General features: G+C 58.5%; 17 protein-coding genes. 6 read left to right on the top strand and 11 right to left on the bottom strand.

What is annotated here, in order from left to right; genetic code table 11:
* Positions 1-89: 89 nt before the first annotated feature.
* Both RUE5091_RS10155 and RUE5091_RS10150 read right to left on the bottom strand, forming a co-directional pair.
* Entirely contained in the window at positions 90-851 is a 762-nt protein-coding gene (locus tag RUE5091_RS10155) for an ABC transporter permease (RefSeq protein WP_058281812.1), read from the bottom strand.
* The gene (locus tag RUE5091_RS10150) at positions 848-1,777 is read right to left on the bottom strand and encodes an ABC transporter ATP-binding protein (protein WP_058281811.1); all 930 of its coding nucleotides are present in this window, start codon (positions 1,775-1,777) and stop codon (positions 848-850) included. Before RUE5091_RS10150 ends, RUE5091_RS10155 begins: the two co-directional genes overlap by 4 nt.
* 171 nt (positions 1,778-1,948) lie before the next feature.
* On the opposite strand from RUE5091_RS10150, the gene RUE5091_RS10140 reads away from it, so the two are divergent.
* Complete coding sequence (locus tag RUE5091_RS10140) at positions 1,949-3,058, top strand: CaiB/BaiF CoA transferase family protein (protein WP_058281809.1); 1,110 nt, start codon at positions 1,949-1,951, stop codon at positions 3,056-3,058.
* Between the two features lie 30 nt (positions 3,059-3,088).
* Here the strand turns inward: RUE5091_RS10140 and hemE are convergent, their stop codons facing one another.
* Positions 3,089-4,123 (bottom strand): uroporphyrinogen decarboxylase, encoded by a 1,035-nt coding sequence (hemE, locus tag RUE5091_RS10135; RefSeq protein WP_058281808.1) that lies wholly within the window; start codon positions 4,121-4,123, stop codon positions 3,089-3,091.
* A 107-nt stretch (positions 4,124-4,230) separates the two neighbouring features.
* Between hemE and hemC the strand changes: the two genes are divergently transcribed.
* A complete protein-coding gene (gene hemC, locus RUE5091_RS10130) occupies positions 4,231-5,190 on the top strand; it encodes a hydroxymethylbilane synthase (RefSeq protein WP_058281807.1) in 960 nt (319 codons plus the stop codon).
* Between the two features lie 226 nt (positions 5,191-5,416).
* On the opposite strand, the gene RUE5091_RS10125 is transcribed toward hemC, so the two are convergent.
* The 8 genes from RUE5091_RS10125 to RUE5091_RS10090 are packed head-to-tail and all read right to left on the bottom strand — an operon-like array spanning position 5,417 to position 14,405.
* Positions 5,417-6,694 carry an aspartate aminotransferase family protein gene (locus tag RUE5091_RS10125; RefSeq protein WP_058281806.1) on the bottom strand — a complete coding sequence of 426 codons (1,278 nt, stop codon included), beginning with the start codon at positions 6,692-6,694 and terminating at the stop codon, positions 5,417-5,419.
* A gap of 1 nt (position 6,695) precedes the next feature.
* Positions 6,696-7,799, bottom strand: coding sequence for a mandelate racemase/muconate lactonizing enzyme family protein (locus RUE5091_RS10120; RefSeq protein WP_058281805.1), 1,104 nt, complete (start codon positions 7,797-7,799; stop codon positions 6,696-6,698).
* Positions 7,796-8,902: a mandelate racemase/muconate lactonizing enzyme family protein gene (locus RUE5091_RS10115; protein ID WP_058281804.1), complete on the bottom strand. Its 1,107-nt coding sequence runs from the start codon at positions 8,900-8,902 to the stop codon at positions 7,796-7,798. Before RUE5091_RS10115 ends, RUE5091_RS10120 begins: the two co-directional genes overlap by 4 nt.
* Complete coding sequence (locus RUE5091_RS10110; RefSeq protein ID WP_058281803.1) at positions 8,899-9,183, bottom strand: cupin domain-containing protein; 285 nt, start codon at positions 9,181-9,183, stop codon at positions 8,899-8,901. The genes RUE5091_RS10115 and RUE5091_RS10110 overlap by 4 nt, the downstream gene beginning before the upstream one ends.
* Positions 9,180-10,286 carry a mandelate racemase/muconate lactonizing enzyme family protein gene (locus tag RUE5091_RS10105; RefSeq protein ID WP_058281802.1) on the bottom strand — a complete coding sequence of 369 codons (1,107 nt, stop codon included), beginning with the start codon at positions 10,284-10,286 and terminating at the stop codon, positions 9,180-9,182. The genes RUE5091_RS10110 and RUE5091_RS10105 overlap by 4 nt, the downstream gene beginning before the upstream one ends.
* Positions 10,283-10,861 carry a dimethylsulfonioproprionate lyase family protein gene (locus RUE5091_RS10100; protein ID WP_058281801.1) on the bottom strand — a complete coding sequence of 193 codons (579 nt, stop codon included), beginning with the start codon at positions 10,859-10,861 and terminating at the stop codon, positions 10,283-10,285. The genes RUE5091_RS10105 and RUE5091_RS10100 overlap by 4 nt, the downstream gene beginning before the upstream one ends.
* On the bottom strand, positions 10,858-11,940 hold the full coding sequence (locus RUE5091_RS10095; protein ID WP_058281800.1) for an alcohol dehydrogenase family protein: 1,083 nt from the start codon (positions 11,938-11,940) through the stop codon (positions 10,858-10,860). Before RUE5091_RS10095 ends, RUE5091_RS10100 begins: the two co-directional genes overlap by 4 nt.
* Positions 11,937-14,405, bottom strand: coding sequence for an FAD-dependent oxidoreductase (locus RUE5091_RS10090; protein WP_058281799.1), 2,469 nt, complete (start codon positions 14,403-14,405; stop codon positions 11,937-11,939). Before RUE5091_RS10090 ends, RUE5091_RS10095 begins: the two co-directional genes overlap by 4 nt.
* Positions 14,406-14,473: 68 nt before the next feature.
* On the opposite strand from RUE5091_RS10090, the gene RUE5091_RS10085 reads away from it, so the two are divergent.
* From RUE5091_RS10085 to RUE5091_RS10070, 4 genes are all read left to right on the top strand, one after another.
* Complete coding sequence (locus tag RUE5091_RS10085; RefSeq protein WP_058281798.1) at positions 14,474-15,361, top strand: MurR/RpiR family transcriptional regulator; 888 nt, start codon at positions 14,474-14,476, stop codon at positions 15,359-15,361.
* The gene (locus RUE5091_RS10080) at positions 15,358-16,449 is read left to right on the top strand and encodes an aromatic ring-hydroxylating oxygenase subunit alpha (protein ID WP_058281797.1); all 1,092 of its coding nucleotides are present in this window, start codon (positions 15,358-15,360) and stop codon (positions 16,447-16,449) included. Before RUE5091_RS10085 ends, RUE5091_RS10080 begins: the two co-directional genes overlap by 4 nt.
* 373 nt (positions 16,450-16,822) lie before the next feature.
* Positions 16,823-17,245 carry a hypothetical protein gene (locus tag RUE5091_RS23430; RefSeq protein ID WP_207383728.1) on the top strand — a complete coding sequence of 141 codons (423 nt, stop codon included), beginning with the start codon at positions 16,823-16,825 and terminating at the stop codon, positions 17,243-17,245.
* Between the two features lie 82 nt (positions 17,246-17,327).
* Positions 17,328-17,711: a carboxymuconolactone decarboxylase family protein gene (locus tag RUE5091_RS10070; RefSeq protein ID WP_058281795.1), complete on the top strand. Its 384-nt coding sequence runs from the start codon at positions 17,328-17,330 to the stop codon at positions 17,709-17,711.
* Positions 17,712-17,807: the final 96 nt, after the last annotated feature.

The raw sequence follows: 17,807 nt of genomic DNA, 5'->3' as shown, positions 1-17,807 counted from the left end.
CCGGTAAACAAGGGACCGATTTGTCGATAAGCGGGACGTGAACACATTTCCCAGGGCTGGTGGGCAAAAATGCAACGCCTTTCGGTGGCTTAGCTGCGGATGCGCCAACCGGTTTTAAAGATCCAACCGATGATGCCAAGACACAGGCCGGTAAAGGCCAGAATGGCCAGCAGGCTTAACCCGATCGGCACATCCGCCAGCCCGTAAAACGACCAACGAAATCCTGAAATCAGATAGACAACAGGGTTGAACAAGGTGACCGTCTGCCATAGCGGCGGCAGCATCGAAATGGAATAAAACGTGCCACCCAGAAAGATCAGCGGCGTCACGACAAGCTGCGGCACCAGCGACATCTGTTCGAAATTGCTGGCCCAGATGCCGATTATGAACCCCAGCAAAGAAAAGCTGAGACAGGTCAGGATCAGAAACGCCGCCATCGCAAACGGGTGTTCGATGCGCAAATCCACGAAGAATGAGGCTGTGACCAGAATGACCACCCCCACGAAAAGCGCCTTGGTTGCGGCCGCCCCGACATAACCGATCACTATTTCGATAAAATCTACGGGTGCTGAGAGCAGCTCGTATATCGTACCCAGAAACTTCGGAAAATAAATTCCGAAGGACGCGTTGGAGATCGCCAGCATCACCACCGACAGCATGATCAGCCCCGGCACGATGAACGCGCCGTAGGACACGCCCTCAACTTCCTGAATACGGCTACCGATGGCCGTTCCAAAAACCACGAAATACAGCGAAGTTGAAAGGACAGGCGACAGAAAGCTCTGCGCCAGAGTACGAAAGAACCGGGCCATTTCGAACCGGTAGATGGCGGCAATAGCAGACCAGTTCATGCGGGCTCTCCGGACACCAGATTGACAAAGATTTCCTCAAGGCTCGATTGCCGGGTCTGCACATCGCGCAACACCAGCCCCGCCTGCGCCACGTCATTCAACAGCGTAGTGATCCCGGTCCGGTCGGCATGGGTATCATAGGTATAGACCAGCGCATCGCCATTGCCATTCAGCATCAGGTTATGCTCTGCCAGACTGTCCGGGATGGTTTGAATTGGCTCACTCAGCATCACCTCGAGCTGCTTTTTCCCCATCTGAGCCATCAGCGTATTCTTGTCCTGGACCAGCAGCAGCTCGCCCTTGTCGATGACACCGATGCGGTCAGCAATAGCTTCGGCCTCTTCGATGTAATGCGTGGTCAGAATGATGGTGACACCGGCCTGCTTCAGTTCAGCCACGATCTCCCACATATCCTTGCGCAGCTCGACGTCGACACCGGCAGTGGGTTCATCCAGAAACAACACGCGCGGCTCATGCGACAGCGCTTTGGCGATCAGCACCCGGCGCTTCATACCGCCGGACAGCTCTTTGATCGCGTTCTTGCGTTTGTCCCACAGGGACAGTTTGCGAAGAATATCCTCGATCTTTGCATCGTCGCGGCCCAAACCGAATAACCCGCGCGACAGGCGGACCGTGTTCCAGACCTTCTCGAACGGCTCCAACGCGATTTCTTGCGGCACCAGCCCGATCATCCGGCGCGCGGCGCGAAAATCGGTCAGGGTATCGTGACCGCCCACCATAACCGTGCCCGAGGTCGGCGTGGTGATGCCGCAGATGGTGGAAATCAGCGTCGTCTTGCCGGCCCCATTGGGCCCCAGCAGCGCCAGGATTTCCCCCTGCTCAATATCCAGCGAAACGCCTTTCAGCGCCTCAAACCCGTCGGCATAGGATTTGCGCAGATCCTTGATCGAAAGAATGGTTGTCATGCAGGTTCCCCGTTCTGGCGGCGACCCTACCCCGCCCGTCCGGCGCATAACAGGTCAATTTCGCACAAAGCCCTGCGCTTTTTTGCAGTTGGAAAGCCCGCTGTTGCGCGCAACGCGGGCCTTGCAATTCACCGGACAAGGCGAAACCCTGCGCCGAAACGGAGGGGCGCAATGCTGAACGGTATTCGGATCATCGAGATCGAAGGGCTGGGCCCTGCCCCATTTGCCGCCATGATGCTGGCGGATATGGGTGCGGACGTCATCACCATCCACCGCAAGGGGCAGGCGGTAACGCCCGGTATGCCCGAACGCTCGGTTCTGGATCGCGGCAAACGGTCGATTGATCTGAACCTGAAAGACGCGCACGATCTGCAGAATGCCAAACGCCTGATCGCCTCGGCTGATGCGCTGATCGAAGGATTTCGACCTGGCGTGATGGAAAAGCTCGGCCTTGGTCCCGAGCTCTGTCATGATCTGAAGCCCAAACTGGTCTACTGTCGGATGACCGGCTGGGGTCAGGGCAGCCCTCTGTCGGACACGGCCGGCCATGACCTGAACTATATCGCCCTGTCCGGCGCGCTCTGGTACGGATCGCCTCCCGGTCATCCGCCGCAAACCCCTGCCACGCTGGTCGGTGATATCGGCGGTGGCGCCATGTATTTGGTCGCTGGCCTACTGGCCGGGCTGCTGAATGCGCAAAGAACCGGCAAAGGCACAATTGTCGACGCCGCGATCTATGACGGTTCAGCCCACATGATGAACCTGCTGATGAGCCTGGGCCAAACGGGAAACCTGTCAGACATACGCGGTCAAAGCCTGCTGGACGGCCCTCATTGGAGCCGCACTTACGCTTGTGCCGACGGAGGCTTCGTGACGGTTCAATGTCTTGAACCCAAGTTCTACGCCCAGTTTCTGCAAAAACTGGGCCTGTCGGACGATCCTGAATTCCAACAGCAATACAATCGCACTAATTGGCCCGCGCTGTCCCAACGTCTGATCGAAATATTCGCAACCAAACCCCGGGATCATTGGGCAGACCTGTTCGAAGGCACCGATGCATGCGTTGCGCCAGTCCTCAGCCCTTCAGAAGCGCAGGCCCATCCGATGAATACCGTGCGCCAGACCTGGCAGGCACCTGACGGCATCCTGCAAGCAGCCCCCGCCCCAAGATTCTCAACCGCCGAATGGCAGCCCAAACCCAGCCCTGCGCGCGGAGAACATCGTCAGGACATCCTGAACGAGCTTAACGCACCACAAGAATCCGCCTCTTCATCCGGCTAAAAATATCTCGGGGGCTGGCCCCCTTCCCCATTACCGTCCGCGCACCGTGTCGATCATCAATTGCACATTCTCGGGATCGGCATCCGGTGTGATCCCGTGACCCAGATTGAAAATATGCGGACCTTTCGAGAACGCCTTAACGATCTGCCGCGTCTCATCCACCAGCGCCTGACCGCCCGTCACCATATGGGACGAGGCAAGATTGCCCTGAACACATCCATCCGCTTGCACATGTTGCGCTGCCCATTCCGGCGAAACCGAGTTATCAAGCGCCACGCAATCCACACCGGTCGCATTGGCAAATCCGATATAGCCATCCCCGGCCTCACGTGGGAAACCAACCACCGGGATACCGGGATGGCGTTCCTTGATGGCCTGTGTGATCACCCGACATGGCTCAAGCGCGTATTTCCGGAATGCCTCACCCTTCAATGACCCGGCCCAACTGTCAAAAATCTTGACCACCTCGGCCCCGGCCTCGATCTGGGCAGAGAGGTATTCGATTGTGGCCAGCGTGATTCGCTCCAACAGCGCCTCGAACAAGGCGGTATTCTCCTCGCGTAACGCATGCGCTGGCCCCTGATCCGGGGTACCGCGCCCGGCGATCATATAGGTCGCCACCGTCCAGGGCGCGCCCGCGAACCCGATCAGGGTCGTCTCGGACGGCAAGTCGCGCGACAGGATCCGCACCGTCTCATAGACCGGCGACAGGGTTTCGTGGATATCCTCGACCGGTTTCAGCGCATCGAACTCCGATTGCTGCGTAGTAGTCGACAGGCGCGGGCCTTCACCGGTGACAAACCATAAATCTGCGCCCAGCGCCTGCGGCACCAGCAGGATATCGGCAAACAAGATCGCCGCGTCGAACCCATAGCGCCGTATCGGCTGCAACGTCACCTCGGCGGCCAGTTCAGGGTTATAACAGAGCGACAGAAAATCTCCGGCTTGCGCCCGTGTCGCGCGGTATTCTGGCAGATACCGCCCGGCCTGACGCATCATCCAGATCGGCGGCACATCCTGCACCTCACCCGCCAGCGCCCGCAGCAGTTTCTTTGTCTCGGCCATCTTTGTCCCCAATCGTCTGGTTTGTCGCAACGGGTCGGCCCTCAGTGGCAATTTGTCAAGGTGTGCCCCCATTGTCAGGGCAATGTGACGCGACTAAAGCTGTGGCCATGACACTGACCCTGCCTTCCCCCGACTCACCGCTGAAAATTGGCACCCGTGGATCGCCTCTGGCGCTGGCACAAGCTTACGAAACCCGGCAACGGCTGGGCGCTGCGCATGATCTGCCGGAAGAGGCGTTCGAGATCGTGGTGATCAAGACCACCGGCGACAACCGCGCAATGATCGACGCCGACCGCCCGTTGAAAGAGATCGGCAACAAGGGTCTGTTCACCAAGGAAATCGAAGAGGCGATGCTGCGCGGCGATATCGACATTGCTGTGCATTCCACCAAAGACATGCCGGTGGAACAGCCCGCAGGCCTGGTACTGGATATGTTCCTGCCACGTGAGGATGTCCGCGATGCGTTTATTTCGCCCAGCCTGACCTCGATCCACGAACTGCCGCAGGGCGCGGTGGTCGGCACCTCATCCCTGCGTCGTCGGGCGCAGCTGCTGAACCGGCGGCCTGACCTGAACGTGGTCGAATTTCGCGGCAATGTGCAGACGCGCCTGAAGAAACTGGCTGACGGCGTGGCGGACTGCACGTTTCTGGCCATGGCAGGCATCCGCCGCTTGAACATGGCCGAGGTTCCCGCCACCGCCATCGCCCCCGAGGACATGCTCCCCGCCATCGCACAGGGCACCATCGGTATCGAACGCCGCAGCAACGATTCCCGCGCAGCGGGTATGCTCGAAGCGATCCACCATACCGAGACCGGCCAACGTCTGGCGGCTGAACGGGCCTTGCTGGCGGCACTGGACGGATCCTGCGAAACCCCCATCGCTGGTCTGGCCGAAGTGCAGGGCGGTCAACTGCGCTTGCGCGGCGAGGTGTTGCGCCCCGACGGGTCCGAGGCGATCGCCGAAGACCAAACCGGTGCAATCTCTGACGGCGCTGAGATGGGTCGCGCCATGGCGCAAACGCTGCTGAAACAGGCCGGTCCGGGGTTTTTCGACTGGAGATCCTAAAAAATTTATTGAATGTGAATTACTTCACTGTGACCCGCACCTAAATCGGGCATCAATAAAGCACACCAATTGAGACGTCAGTTCAGTCTCGAAAAAGTCGAAAAGTTTATTGTTCAGTTTGTTTGATTAAGTGGTATTCGAGGGGGCGAGACGAAATCTTGATATCCGATTGGTTAGGGCCGCTGTCATATTTTGACGGCGGCCCGATTACTTTCACAACACAGTTTCAGACAGCACAGATCGCCCGCACTGCCTGATTGACGGCTAACCGAGTCTGTTCCAAATCCGCCTGGGTGACCGCCAGCGACGGATAAAGCTTTCCGGGGGCTTTGAAGATTCCCTGTGCGCGCAACGTATCGTTGTAAATCACGTTGCGCTGCGGGTCGTCATGTCTGGCACTGCGATAGTCGCGGCAGATCGCATCGGTAAAGTAGATATCGAACAGCGTTTCATCGCCGACGACTCGATGCGGAATGCCCGCTCGGGTCAGCGCGTCCACCTGAATCTGCTGCAACGCGGCCCCGGTTGCACGAAGCTGGTCATAGGTTCCATCACGGCGCAGAATCTCCAGGGTTTTTAGACCCGCGACCGAGGCCACCGGATTGCCAGACAAGGTGCCCAGCTGCATCAGCCAGCCTTCTTCACCGACCTGCGCCTTATTGAAATGCTTCATGATCTCGGCGCTGGCACCCAGAGCGGCCAGAGGAAAGCCGCCGCCAGTTGCCTTGCCCAACGTACATATATCGGGCGTCACCCCGTATTTTTCCTGCGCCCCGCCATAGGCCAGGCGGAACCCGGTGACGATCTCGTCAAAGATCAACAAGACTTGGTGCTTGTTGCAAAGATCGCGCAGGCCCTGCAGGTAGCCGGGTTCGGGCGGCACGATCCGTTGCAGAGGTTCAACCATGATCGCGGCGACATCGTCATGTTCGTCCAGCAGAGCAGACACCGCCTCAAGGTCGTTGAAAGGTGCAACCAGTACCTGCTCGGCCACGCTGTCGGGTATACCCGCACTGTCAGGCACCGCCTGTGGAAAGTTGACCTGCCGACTGGGCGCAAGGCTCATCTGCGCCTCGGCGCTCATGCCATGATATCCGCCTTCGAATTTCAGGATCTTGGTACGTCTGGTATAGGCGCGGGCCAGACGGATCGCGTACATATCCGCTTCACCGCCCGAGGCGACAAAGCGCACCTGTTCGCAGCAGGGCACCGCGTCGATGATCGCTTCGGCCAGTTCGATACCTTTAGAGTTATTGGCAAAGAAGGTCATGCCCTTGGGCAGTTGCTCCAAAACCGCCTCCATCACCTCGGGGTGGCCATGGCCCAGCAGCATGGGGCCGGACCCGATCAGGTAGTCGATATATTCGTTGCCGTCCTCATCCCAGACACGGCTGCCTTCGCCGCGCGCAATGATGATGCCGGGATCGAAATTGCCAAACCCTCCGGCCGGCAGAACTGCATTTGCACGGTCGATCCATTCGGATTGAGTATTGATTTTTAGCATCTCACACGATCTCCAGTATCGGGGAACCAAGAACTTCTGGGTCAGGTGAAACACCTAATCCCGAACCTTCGGGCGGGGCAATCCGACCGTTTTCACGATTTGGTGCGACCGGGCAAAGGCGTGGCGCCACATAGGACGACAGATCACAGGTATTCAGCAGCGATCCATGCGGTGTCGAGGCCGCGAAATGCAGCGAGGCTGCGGTGACGATATCCGAGCCCCAGGTGCATTCGGCGCAAATCTCGGCCCCTAGATGTACGATCAAGTCGCGCGCGCGGCGCATCGCCGACAAGCCACCGAACTTGGACAATTTCAACGCTACCGCATCCATGCAGCCCAGTTCGTGCGCACGCAGCAACGAGGCCAGATCAAAGGCGTTTTCGTCAATCTTCATCGGCAAGCCGGTGGCCTGCCGCACGGCGGCGCAATCCTCCAAAGTCTTGCAGGGCTGCTCCAACATAACGTCCAGATGCGCTACGGCCCGCCCTGTACGCGTGGCCTGCAATCGTGATGCGCCGCAATTCCAGTCGCCATAGACCAGAGGGCCCGGCCCGACAGCCTCGCGCACTTTGATCAGGCGCTCCGCATCGGCCTGCCAGTCGCCTTCGACCCCCAGCTTGACCTGAAACTGGCGAATATCGGCTTGGTAGGCGGTTTTGGCGATCCGGGCCATATCGTCCGGTGCGATACAAGTGATCGAATGATAAAGCGGCATGTCCTTCCGCGTCCGCCCGCCCAACAAAGCATAGACCGGTTGGCCTGTGGCCTGACCGAACAGGTCCCACAGGGCGATATCGACGATGGATTTTGCATAGAAATGCCCCTGCAGGACTCCATCCAATTTGTGCATCGGTGCATCGGCACCAAACGGGGACACACCCAGAATTTCCGGCCCCATTTCTGCAACCGCCCCCGGTACACCGTCAGCATAGGCTGGCAAATAATGAGGGATCGGGCAGACCTCACCCCAGCCCTTCAGACCGGTATCCGTTTCAAGGCACAGGACATGTGTCTTGACCGTGGCGCAGGTCTTGCCGTCGGCCATGTGATAAGTCTCATGGCTGGTTAGATCGGCCGACCAAAGCGTTATCTTGTTGATCCTCATTGATAAACTCCAACCGGATCGCCCAGCGTGTCTTCGTCGGGGTGGACGCCAAAGCCGGGCGTTTCAGGCAAGTGCAGGTGGCCATCGATGTTGCGCGGCCCACGGCCACCCGCAATATCGACGGTGATCATGTCCTGACAGGCCCAAACTGCGTGACAATTTTCATCCGGGATGGTGGATGCCAGATGCAGCGCCTCGGTATCGGCCAGAACCGAGCCTCCGGTCGCCATCACGAACATGTCGATCCCATGCGCCAGCGCAATATCCCGCATACGCGCGGCCTTGGTCAGCCCGCCGACGCGGTTCAGCTTGATTCCAAAAACCTCGGCCAGCCCCTCGCGGGCAATGCGTGCGGCGTCCTGCAATGTGACCAGGCTTTCATCTGCTGAGACGGGCGAGGCGTGGCGGCCGGAAATAGCTGCGATATCGTCCAGCGTCTCACCAGGTTGTTCAAAGATGACGTTCAGGTCCTCGCAGGCGCTCATCACCCGAAGGGCCTGTTGCCGGGTCCAGCCCCGGTTTACGTCGTAGAGGACGATCTCACCCGGTCGACGGATGCTTTCAACATCGCGCACGCGGGCAATGTCGCGTTCCACATCGCCGCCGATTTTCACCGAATGGGCGACGTAACCACGGCTGCGATAGCGCTCCATCACTTCACGGGTTTCTTCGACGGTCTTGGCCCCGACCGAAGAGGCAATCGGGCGCGGTGTCCGCGACCCGCCGCCCATCAGATCGGCAATCGGCAGACCCGCGGCCTGACCGGCAATGTCCCAACAGGCCATGTCGATAGGGCTTTTGGCATAGAGGTGACCGGACAGCGCAGTATCCATCGTGCGTTCCACATCCAGCACCCGGCGCGGATCAAGACCCAGAATGAAAGGTGCCACGGTCTGAATCCCCGCGCGAATGCCTGGACCATGCGCGGGTACATAGGTGTGGCCCCAAGGCGTACCTTCGCCCCAGCCGACCAGCCCGGCATCGGTTTCCATCTTGACCAGCGTCGCGTCCAGCACTTCGAATTTCAACCGCCCGCCGGACAGCCAATAAGGATGCTCCAACGGCAGGTCGACATGATAGACCGAAAGGCGGGTGATCTTCATTTCAGCTCCACTTCGACAAAGGACATGGGCGCGTCCCCGGCATTGATCACATTGTGCTCGATGCCCTCGTCGCGGCGATAGGAGGTTCCGGCAGGGACAGTCACTTCGTTCTCCGTTCCGTCAGGCAGTTCCAGCCGCATGTGGCAATCGGTGACGGCCGTGATGACGTAATCCATTTCGTGACGATGCCACCCGGTTTCTGCACCGGGGGCGAAGTCAAAGCGCGTCACCCGCACGCGCGCGTCATCAATCATCTGGGTTGCCGTTGCCTGTGGTCTCATAATCTGAACTCCTCAATCGCCGCGCCAAGGCTTTCGGAATCGGGCACTACGCCCATTCCTGGTGCATCCGAGGCGTAGAGCTTGCCATTCCGCGACATTGGTCCGCCGAGTCCGGTAGATCGCGTATTGTAATTCATCAGGTCCGTTGTGTTTTGCAGGTACTCCGACGGAGTCGAAGCGGCAAAATGGGCGACGGCTGCGGTGGCAATCTGGCCGCCCCATGTGTCTTCGCTGACCACCGGAATGCGGTTTTCAACCAGATAGTCTCGCACTCGCCGCGCCTTGCTGAGCCCCCCGAGGTTCGAAATTTTGAGACAGCAGATCTCGGCCCCGCGATCCGCGACGATGCGCTGTGCCATGTGCATACCAGTCAGGCATTCATCCAGCTTCATCGGTTGCTCGGCCACGCGGCGCACCTGCTGGCATTCCTCGTAGGTGCGGCAGGGCTGTTCCAGAATGTAATCCAGATCCCGCGTTGCACGCGCCACCCGGATCGCATTGTCGACACGCCAACCCTGATTGGCATCGGCTATCGCCTTCTCACCCGGTTCCAGCAGCGGAACAATTGTACGAATGCGTTCAATGTCGCTAGGCCAGTCGCCCCCGATTTTGACCTGAAACTGACGATAACCCTGATCGCGATAGGCATTCATCTCAGCCACAGTTTCATCCACCGTTTTCTGAGGCGTGACACGATACATTGGCGCGCCATCGGTCAGCTTACCACCCAACAGCATCCAGACCGGCTGATCGCAGGCCTGGCCCAGAATATCCCAGCACGCCGCATCGAACGGGGCCTTTGCATAACCATGCCCTTGAACCAAATGATCCATCAACTGTTCAATCCGCCCCACCTGTCGCGGGTCCTGGCCCAACAGTGACGGAGCAACCAACCGGGCCAGCGCGGCCACGCCTTCGGAATGCGCGACCATGTAATTCTCGCCACATGGTGTGAATTCGCCACACCCCTGCAGACCAGCATCTGTGTCGATGACGACCACCGACGCAATCGCGGTTTCAATCGCGTTGCCCGCGCCCCAGGCATAGGCTCCGCCAACATAAGGCAGGCCAGTTTGAAACACGCGCACACGGGTAATTTTCACGCGGCATCCATTCGTGGTAAATCGCCCATTCCCTCACCGCGCCAAAGAACGAAAGTCAGGATCGGCTCGTTGCTTGTGGTCATCGCATGACTTTGCCAGCTGACGTGATGGCGCGTCTGGTTTGGGCCGACATCGGTTTCGTTCTCTTCGATGCGGAACCTTGCCCCGCCCCCTACGACCAAATAGAGTTCCTCGGCCTGATGGCTGTGCCAATCATAGTTCAGACCCGCCCCCCAATAGGCGACGTAACCGCGTAATTGGGTCGAATGGAAATGCCCAGTTGGACCAAACAGTTCGTAATAACCGTAGCGGTTTAGAAAATCGGCACCGACCTCTTCCTCGGTATAGGTAAGTTTCCATTGCGCCAGATGTGCGGTTGCCCTGATCGCATCGGACAGAGTCCGCGTGGCATCCTCGGCCGGGAAATCGGTTTGCTGAACCAATTCCACCGCAGGAATTTGGTTGGGTCGCAGGCCCGCGGCCACAAGGTCGCCCGGCCAGGCACCGAAGCTCGACAGTTCTGGATGTGATTGGTGAAGCAGTCGGGCAGCCTCAAGTACGTCGTCCAGTGTCATGGGGTTACCACTATGTTGCCTGTGTGTTGTTTGGCGATAAAGGCCGCCTGTGCCTCACGCAATTCTTCTAATGGATAGGTTGCCGCCAGCGCTGGCTTGATCTCTCCTGCCTCAATGTATTTCACGAGGTTCTGCATCACCTGAGGATCAATCACCGTCGAGCCGGTGAAGGTCAGGTCACGCAGGTAAAAAGTTCGCAGGTCGAACTCGACCATTGGCCCAGCAATGGCACCCGAGCAAGTATAGCGCCCTCCCCGTTCCAGAATATCGATCAGGTTGGACCAATACGGTCCACCGACCACGTCGGCAACAACAGTGATCTTTTCGTCTCCTAACGCCGCGCGCAAGTTTTCGGGCGCGCGGGGCAGGATCATGTTAGGCCCCAGTTCGGCCACATCAGCGTGCTTGGCCTCGGACGCCAGTGCAATTACACGCGCTCCACGTCGTTTGGCCAATTGCACCAGCGCACCGCCAACACCGCCCGAGGCGCCGGGCACCAATACGGTGTCCCTTGCGGTGACTTTGGCGCGGGTCAACATGCCTTCGGCGGTGGAATACGAGCACGAAAACGTCGCCAGTTCCGCATCCGAAAGGTCCGAGTTGATCGGCACCGCATTCACCGCAAGTGTCGTGGCATATTCGGCAAATCCGCCGTCCCGCTCGGACCCGTAATAACCGGTCTTGTCCATATTGCCCGGATCGTCCGGATCACGCAGCCAGCCATCGGTGATGACGCGTTCACCAATGCGGGCGCGGTCGACGCCGTCGCCTACGGCCACGATCTGACCGCAGATATCAGCCCCCTGAATGCGCGGGAAGGTGATCGGATTGCCGCCCCAGGTGGGGTCTTCCTCACCCACCTCTTCGAACGCACCGCCGGTGGTCGCATCCGTGACGGTTTTTGAGTACCAGCCAGACCGCGTGTTCACATCCGTATTGTTCAAACCACAGGCCGCGACTTTGATCAGCACCTCGCCAGCGGCAGGTGCTGGACGCGGCCAGTCGTTATGCAACACCATCTGTTCAAGGCCGCCATGGCCCATTGTGACCATAGCTTTCATTGTATCGGGCAAGCTCATTGTGCAGTCTCCATAATGGCGTCGGTACGGGGCAACAGACTTTGCGGGTCGTAGGCCGGTTCACCTAGGACGCGGGCCGCACGAGGTTGGCCGTGTATCACGACTTGCAATGCAGTGCCGGGGGCTGCAGCCTCGGGCTTGATGTAGGCAAAGGCCAGGATTTTGCCGACCGTGTGCCCGTAGGCGACTGAAGCCATCGAACCCACAACGCGACTATCCAGCATGACCGCCTCGCCGCCATGCCCATCGATATCGCCGTCCGGTTCAATCTCAATATAGGCGCAGATCCAGGGCAGATCGGTGTTGAGTGTCTTATCCTTGCCCAGATAATCCTTGTCAGTGCGGGCAAAGCGCAGCACATCGGCCTCGGCCAGCGTGACTTCATTGGTCAACTCGCCTGCACCTTTAAAGCCCTTCTCCATCCGCATCACGTTCATGGCAAAGCTGCCGTAATCAGCGATTCCGTACGGCTTTCCCGCCGCCCAGAGCGCGTTATAGACCGGTTCAAGGCAGGCTCGCGGCATATGAAACTCCCACCCCAACTCACCCGCGTAAGACATGCGAAACGCCCAAACCTGTTCTTCGGCAATCGTGTTGATCTGCCAACTCATCCACGGAAAATCCGCGTTTGATAGCCTGTCCTCCGACGGGCTGTATTGGCGAACGGCGTTCAGAACGTCCCGGGCCCTCGGACCATTCAGCGTCAGCGCGCAGTAACTGTGGGACAGGTTCTGAATTTCGACGCGTGCGCCCTGTCTATGGGCATCCAGGTGATCCAGTAGACGCTGTTCGAAGAAAGCGGCACAGACCAGATAGAACGCATCCTCTCGCACTTTGGATACCGTGACTTCCATCTCAATCCGGCCACGTCGGTTCAACATGTGCCCCAAGGCAACCCTACCCACTCGCGGAAGACGATTGGCAATCAGGCGATCTAGTAGAGCTTCTGCATCGTCACCAGAAACCAACACCTTGGTAAAGGCGCTGACATCCATGATGCCAACCCGTTCGCGCACCGCCTTGACCTCGGTCGCGACCATGTCGTCGACAGGAGTGCGACGGAAGGAGTAATGATCGCACTGTTCTACACCGTCCCGTGCGAACCAGCGGGGGCGCTCAAAGCCGTAAACTTCCTCATGCACCGCGCCCTTGGATTTCAGCAATTCGTACAGCGGTGACGGCTTGATCGGGCGCCCTTCCAGGCGGTTGAAATGCGGAAAGGGGATTTCGTGGCGCAGGCAGTAATCCTCTTCCGCCTTGATCACCTGCCAGTCCTTGGTGGCATAGCTGCCAAAACGGCGCGGATCGAACTCACGCATCGAGATATCGGCCGCACCATGCACCATCCAGCGCGCAAGTTCTCGGGTCAGACCCGGCCCCCAGCCAATGCCGATCTGCGTGCCGCAGCAGCACCAGTAGTTCTGAACGCCCGGCGCAGGCCCGATCAGCGGGTTGCCATCCGGCGGATGCGAGATCGCGCCATGCACGTCGCGCTGAATACCCAGCTCGGCAAAGATCGGCATCCGGTTCAGGCTTTCCTCAAGCCAAGGCATCACCCGGTCGTAATCCGCGTCAAACAGCCAGTTTTCGTATTCCCATGGGCAATGATCGTGCCAGACCGAGTTCGGGTTCTCTTTCTCGTAAATCCCGATCAACCCGCGCTGTTGCTCCATCCGGATATAGCCCGAAACCTTGCGGTCATCCCGGATCACCGGCAGTTCCCTGTCCAGATTCTGGAACTCGGGCACCGGTTCCGTCACGAAGTAATGGTGCGTCATCGAGGTCATGGGCAGTTGCAAACCGGACCATTCGCCCATCTGACGAGCATAGGTGCCGCCTGCGTTCACCACATGCTCGCACGTGATGGTCCCCATCTTGGTCTCAACCACCCATTCACCGCTGTCGGCCTGCGTGATGTTGGTGGCACGACAGTTGCGAAAGATACGCACACCTTTCTGACGCGCACCCGCAGCCATCGCCATAGTCACGTTGGTCGGGTCCACATGCCCGTCATCCGGCGTGTGAAGCGCACCTAAAACGCCTTCGAGGTTATAGAACGGGTGAAGCTTTGCCACCTTCTCGGGCCCCACGAGATCAATATTGAACCCCAGCGAGCGGCCCACCGACAGAGTGTGACGTAGCCAGTCCATCTCATCTTCGGTATAGGCCAGCCGGAAGGATCCACACCCATGCCACGTCACAGGCTGGCCGGTTTCAGCCTCCAACGCACCAGAATAGAGACCGATGTTGTAGTCCACACATTTGCCGAGCCCAAAGCTCGACGTTGAATGTGTGATCTGCCCTGCAGCATGCCAGGTGCTGCCGCTTGTCAGTTCAGCCTTTTCCAGCAGGACGGTATCACCGCCCCACCCTTCATGCGCCAGATGATAGGCCAGACCGACCCCCATGACGCCCCCGCCTACGATGACCACGCGGGCATGCGACGGCAGATTCTTCCCGGACATGATTTTTCCTCTTCCCGAGTCGCGTTTCTGCTCGACAGGCTAATTCCACAAATGTACCATCGTCAATCATGAATGACACAAATGTATCATCAATCGTTCTGGACCGCCTGACCGAAGAGTGGGACGCCCTCACCCCTGAGGCGCAGAAAGCCGCGCGGTACGTGCTAGAAAACCCAACGGATGTTGGGGTTTCGACCGTGCGCGAGATAGCCGAGGCCGCCAAGGTCAAACCCAACACTTTTGTCCGGATGGCACGTCAGGTGGGCTTCGAAGGGTACGAGGATTTCCGCGCACCCTTTCGCGAAGCGATTCGTCAGGGCAACGTGTCGTTTCCAGACCGCGCCCGCTGGCTGCAGAACATTGGCAAGTCAGGGGAATTGGGGGGCCTCTATGCCGATATGATTGGCGCGGCGATCCGCAATATCGAAGAAACCTTTGCTGGGATCGACGCCGCGGCCCTGAAAGCGGCCGCCGAAGATATCTGGAACTGCCGTCAGATTTTCACGCTGGGCGTTGGTGTCAACAACTCAAACGCCCGCAACTTCACCTATCTTGCGTCAACCGGAATGAAGCAGTTTCACGCCATTCCACGCCCCGGCTCGACCCCGGTCGATGATCTGGCATGGGCGGACGAACAAGACGTTCTAATCGCGATCACCTGCCACCCCTACCGAACCGAAGTCATCGACGCGATCAAACTGGCGCGGCAGCAGGGCCTTACAGTTATCGGTCTTTCGGACAGCCCCGCCAGTCCGGTGATCCTAAACGCGCAGCATGGCTTTGTCGTGGCCGCTGACACCCCGCAATTCTTCCCATCCTCCGTCTCGACCATCGCATTGCTGGAAACGTTGCTTTCCTTCGTGATCGCGGTTTCCAGCGATGAAATTGTCGAACGGGTGGAACGGTTTCATCAACGCAGACACCAGCTTGGCCTCTACGCGGAGGAGCCTGAATGAACGCCCCCCTGACGCGTTCGCTTGATGCGCGATACTACACCGACCCTGCGATTTTTACGCAAGAAATTCAGGGCCTTTTGGCCCGAACGTGGCAATTTGCCGGGCACGTGGCGCAGGTCCGGGAACCGGGCGACTATTTCGCCTTCACGATTGCTGATCAGAACCTGTTCTGCATTCGCGGGCGCGACGGGGAAATTCGCACCTTTTACAATGTTTGCCAGCATCGCGCGCATGAGATGGTCACCGGCGCGGGCAATACCCGTGTCGTCGTCTGCCCCTATCACGCCTGGACCTATGAATTATCCGGTCAGTTGCGCGCCGGGCCCAACATCAAATCCGTTCCCGGGTTCAACCGCAGCGAAATTTGCCTAACGTCAGTTCGGACCGAGGTGTTCAACGGCTTCATCTTCGTCAACCTTGATGATGACGCGGCCGCGATGGACGACTGGTATCCCGGTGTGCGCGAACAAATCCGAGCCTTTGTGCCCCATATAGATGATCTGGAACCGCTGGAATGGGTCGAGATCTCAGAAAACTGCAATTGGAAGGTCAGTATCGAGAACTACTCGGAGTGTTACCACTGCCCGACTAACCACCCAACCTTTGCCGAGGGCGTGGTCAAACCCGAAACCTATGACATTCAACCCGATCCAAGCGGCGGATATGTGCTGCGCCACACAACGGAATGCCAAAGCCTCGACAAGATGACCTATCCCATCGACATGTCGGTGCCCCACGCGGGCGATTATCAGTCGTGGTTTCTGTGGCCCATGTTCTCGTTCCAGTGCTATCCGGGCAATGTGCTGAACACCTATCACTGGCGCGCGATCGACGCTGACCACTGCACGGTCTGGCGCGGATGGTACACCGAGGGCGGGTCGGAAAGCGCAGTGATCCGACAACTGGCCGTGCAGGACCGTGAGACCACGGTCGAAGAAGACATTCATCTGGTCGAAAGCGTCCACCGTGGGCTAAAATCCCGCGGGTACCGCCCCGGTCCTCTGGTTCTGGACCCCGGTTGCGGCGTGATGTCGGAACATTCGATCGCACGGCTGCAACAATGGATGCGCGAGGCAATCGACACGTGAAAACGCTGATCGCGACACTCAGCCACGAAATTTATCAAGCCTGTCCCGCAATACAGAAAAGAACTAATCCCTATGCTCATGCCCGGAGAGTGGCGTCTTGAACATAAGCTGTTTCCGTATCAGGTGGGCTTTACCTCTCCTCCGTTCGACTTTGACACCGCACCATCGGATTTCCTGCGCATGTGTCCCGAGACGGTCGGAGTGCATCGCTTGATGCTGTACGTGCCCGACTATGTGCACGGGGCTGGATCACCGAAAGCAGAACTTTGGCATGCTCGGAGATTTTACGCATTGCATGTCATGCAATGGCGTCGATGTCTGCGGTCAGGTCGGCTCGAACTGGGTGCATGCCTGAAGGTTGGGCATGTAGGGTGTGCGGCTATATTGCGAGGACCTGTCCAACGAGCACGGCATCCGCTTTCACATGGCCGGATACGCGATGGTCGAAGCCCTGCAAGAGATGAATGTCGAAAAGGTCGCCCTGAACGCCGTCTATCACTGGCCGGAATGGTGGCAGGGCACGGTCAGATTTTTGCAGGAGGCCGGTTTGACGTGCTCTGGGCAGACGATCAGGGATGGTTTAACAGCCAGGTGGAGGTCGACAGCTATCGATGGGTGTTCGATGACGGTCGATATCCCATTTCTTGAAGACGCCCTGAGTTGGGAAGCTGGCGGCGACCCTTCGGCCCATAGTTGGTGGGACGGAGACTCTTTCCACGGCAACCTTGCCAAATCGACCGGGCTGCCCCCCAGCAGTGAAGATTCATTTCGCTCGACAACACTCCGAACCAGATGAAACAAGTACACCGTCGGATGAAACCACATTATGACCACCTATATAAGCACCGCTTGGCATGCTGAACACTCGGAGACCTGACATGGCAGATATTTTCGACGAAGATCTTTTTCTCAAAGGTCTGGAACAACGTAAAAACACTTTGGGGGCAGAATACGTTGAAAAGAACCTGGCCGCCGCAGATGACTTTAGCCGCCCGTTCCAAGAGGCGATGACAGCCTGGTGTTGGGGGTTTGGCTGGGGCGATGATGTAATAGACGCCAAAACCCGGTCAATGATGAACCTGGCGATGATCGGCGCGTTGGGGAAAACGCATGAATGGGAAATCCACTGCAAAGGCGCGATTAGCAATGGCGTCTCGAAAGAAGAAATCCGGGCCATAATCCACGTGATCGGAATCTATTGCGGCGTCCCTCAGGCGCTGGAATGCTTCCGCGTGGCACGAAAGGTGCTTGAAGCTACTTAAAAGTTCGATGCATTCAATTCAAAGGTGAGCACAGAAGCGTCAGCACCGGGCGTTGGTGCAAAGCAAAGGGCCTCGCGCGATGCGAGGCTAAGTGCT

Origin of the sequence: Ruegeria denitrificans, assembly GCF_001458295.1 — a bacterium.
GTDB classification, from domain to species: Bacteria; Pseudomonadota; Alphaproteobacteria; order Rhodobacterales; family Rhodobacteraceae; genus Ruegeria; species Ruegeria denitrificans.
The sequence above is the reverse complement of the archived record's forward strand: the minus strand, read 5'-3'. Positions and strand labels throughout refer to the sequence as shown.

Bases quoted from the DNA above. Each gene is read 5' to 3' on its own strand.
- RUE5091_RS10155 (WP_058281812.1), bottom strand. From the start codon at position 851: ATGAACTGGTCTGCTATTGCCGCCATCTACCGGTTCGAAATGGCCCGG.
- RUE5091_RS10150 (WP_058281811.1), bottom strand. From the start codon at position 1,777: ATGACAACCATTCTTTCGATCAAGGATCTGCGCAAATCCTATGCCGAC.
- RUE5091_RS10140 (WP_058281809.1), top strand. From the start codon at position 1,949: ATGCTGAACGGTATTCGGATCATCGAGATCGAAGGGCTGGGCCCTGCC.
- hemE (WP_058281808.1), bottom strand. From the start codon at position 4,123: ATGGCCGAGACAAAGAAACTGCTGCGGGCGCTGGCGGGTGAGGTGCAG.
- hemC (WP_058281807.1), top strand. From the start codon at position 4,231: ATGACACTGACCCTGCCTTCCCCCGACTCACCGCTGAAAATTGGCACC.
- RUE5091_RS10125 (WP_058281806.1), bottom strand. From the start codon at position 6,694: ATGCTAAAAATCAATACTCAATCCGAATGGATCGACCGTGCAAATGCA.
- RUE5091_RS10120 (WP_058281805.1), bottom strand. From the start codon at position 7,799: ATGAGGATCAACAAGATAACGCTTTGGTCGGCCGATCTAACCAGCCAT.
- RUE5091_RS10115 (WP_058281804.1), bottom strand. From the start codon at position 8,902: ATGAAGATCACCCGCCTTTCGGTCTATCATGTCGACCTGCCGTTGGAG.
- RUE5091_RS10110 (WP_058281803.1), bottom strand. From the start codon at position 9,183: ATGAGACCACAGGCAACGGCAACCCAGATGATTGATGACGCGCGCGTG.
- RUE5091_RS10100 (WP_058281801.1), bottom strand. From the start codon at position 10,861: ATGACACTGGACGACGTACTTGAGGCTGCCCGACTGCTTCACCAATCA.
- RUE5091_RS10095 (WP_058281800.1), bottom strand. From the start codon at position 11,940: ATGAGCTTGCCCGATACAATGAAAGCTATGGTCACAATGGGCCATGGC.
- RUE5091_RS10090 (WP_058281799.1), bottom strand. From the start codon at position 14,405: ATGTCCGGGAAGAATCTGCCGTCGCATGCCCGCGTGGTCATCGTAGGC.
- RUE5091_RS10085 (WP_058281798.1), top strand. From the start codon at position 14,474: ATGAATGACACAAATGTATCATCAATCGTTCTGGACCGCCTGACCGAA.
- RUE5091_RS10080 (WP_058281797.1), top strand. From the start codon at position 15,358: ATGAACGCCCCCCTGACGCGTTCGCTTGATGCGCGATACTACACCGAC.
- RUE5091_RS10070 (WP_058281795.1), top strand. From the start codon at position 17,328: ATGGCAGATATTTTCGACGAAGATCTTTTTCTCAAAGGTCTGGAACAA.